Here is a 1937-nt window from a genome sequence, read left to right as displayed (position 1 = left end):
GCCGAAGGACACCGCCCTGCCGGAGAGCACCGCCCTGCCGAAGGACACCCTGCCGCTGGAGAACACCGCCCCGTCAAAGAGCACCCTGCCGCTGGAGAACACCGCCCCGTCAAAGAGCACCCTGCCGCCGGAGAACACCGTCCCGCTGAAGGACACGACGCCGTCGAAGAACTCCGCCCCGCTGAAGTTCATGTCGCCGTCGATGGTGACGCCGGTGAGGTCGAGGTCGCAGCCTTGCCAGGATCGGTGGGTTCCCTGAGGGAGCCGGTAGTGGTCGCCTATGAGGCGCAGAATCGTGTGGCGGACCTTACGGAGGGCCAGGTAGCGGTGGTGTTCCTCTTGGTGGGCAGGGTCGTCGCCGGGGTCGGGTGTGAAGGGGAGCTGGAGGTAGGCGCACAGGACGGCGATGCAAGTCTGGCGCAGGTTGTCGTCGGGGGCGTCGTCGGCCAGGCCTGCCAGCGCGTGGACGCCGCCGAGTCGGACGGCTGGGGATTCCGAGCCAAGTTTGTCGACAGCCTGGGAGAAGCGCTCGGTGTGCAGCCGGGTGGCCTCGCGGTGGGCGCCAGCTTCGTCGACGCGCTGGCGGCGGTAGGCGACGACCAGGGCGACGAGCGCGCCGGCCCCGGCGACCACGCCGAAGGAGAGTTTCACCAGGTCGAAGAGCGTCTTCGCGTCGAGCTTCGCGGTGGTGTCGATCTCCTGGAAGTCCAGCAGGACTACCAACCCGTAGAAGACGCCGCCCGCGACCAGGACCGCAGCGACGAAGGTCAGAACCAGGGCGCGGCCAACCTTCCACAGCCGCAGCTCGCGTTCATTCAGTGATCGTGGCCTTCGCCTGAACATCATGACGATGAAGACAAGGCGCTGAGGTCGGTGGTTGCAGAGCGAGCACGATATCCGCAGGACCTGGTCCTCCGCACGGCATGGGTGAAGATCGGCACGCGGACACGGCCGACGCCCGCGTGGTCGGCTCCACCGGCCCCCGCGGCCGGCCTCGCGCTCTCGCGCTCCTCCTGCCCGGATCGACCCGGCTCCGCCTCTCCGCGCGCCTGGCCCCCGCGCTTGCCGCACGCATCGGAGCAGCACTCGCCGAGGCCCCCGTCACGGGGAGCACCGCGCGGGCGACGAGGCGTACACGGCGCTCAGCACCGAGCTGGTGGTGGAAGTGCTCGCCGGGTCCGGCCGCCACGGCACACTCACCGTCGCCCGCATCCGCTGACAGGACGGGGCGCAGCAGGGTACGAAGAGCGCGGCGGCGTCGGGGCCGAGCGGGGCGCAGCAAGGCACGATGGGGGCGGGAGTCTGACGGCTACGGAGCCCCGGGCCTGACGGCCCGTTCACTTTGGGGTGGCGGCGGGGGGTTGACGGGCCGCCGCGTGCAGGGGTGATCCGCTGCGCTCCTCACCCCTGCGGGGCGTGCCCGGTCCGCTGGCGCTCCCCGGGACCGAGCGCTCCGCGCTCTCACGCCCGAGGATGCCGGGGCCGCCGGTCCGCTCCGCTCCCCGGCCGCGCGCTCCGCGCTCTCGCCCCCGCCACCCTCCCCGCCGGGTCCGCTCCGCTCCCCACGGCGGGACCGCCCGGCCAGGCGAGGCGGCGCTCCGCGCCACCCCGAGCGCTCCGCGCTGCCGGACGGAACCCCGGCCGCTGCGCGGCAGGGGCGCGGCACCCCGCCAACCCCCCGCCGCCACCCCACTCGTATGGGTTGACCTGCGGAAACGCCCTGAAAACCACCCTCAATGACGGTGAAACTAGATACACTTGTCTTGTTGGTCGGCAGTGGCAGCCGACCACGAAACGCACCCCACCCACACCACGAAAGGCCCAAAGTGACCGACACTCAGTGCTTCGCCCTGGCCCTCTACGCCGACGGCACGTTCCAGATGATCGACTGGCCCACCACCCGGACCCTCCAGACCCTCTACACCGAGATCGGGTGC

The 1937-nt window shown here is 71.3% G+C and carries 1 protein-coding gene; it reads right to left on the bottom strand.

Annotated features, from left to right (window positions below; genetic code table 11):
* Nucleotides 1-846, bottom strand: an 846-nt coding sequence (locus tag AB0F29_RS41280; RefSeq protein ID WP_361884121.1) for a pentapeptide repeat-containing protein, incomplete at its 3' end; no start/stop codon positions are given.
* Nucleotides 847-1937: the final 1091 nt, after the last annotated feature.

It is taken from the genome of Streptomyces sp. NPDC026589, assembly GCF_040638385.1.
Lineage (GTDB): Bacteria > Actinomycetota > Actinomycetes > Streptomycetales > Streptomycetaceae > Streptomyces.
This window is presented reverse-complemented; position numbering and strand designations above follow the sequence as displayed.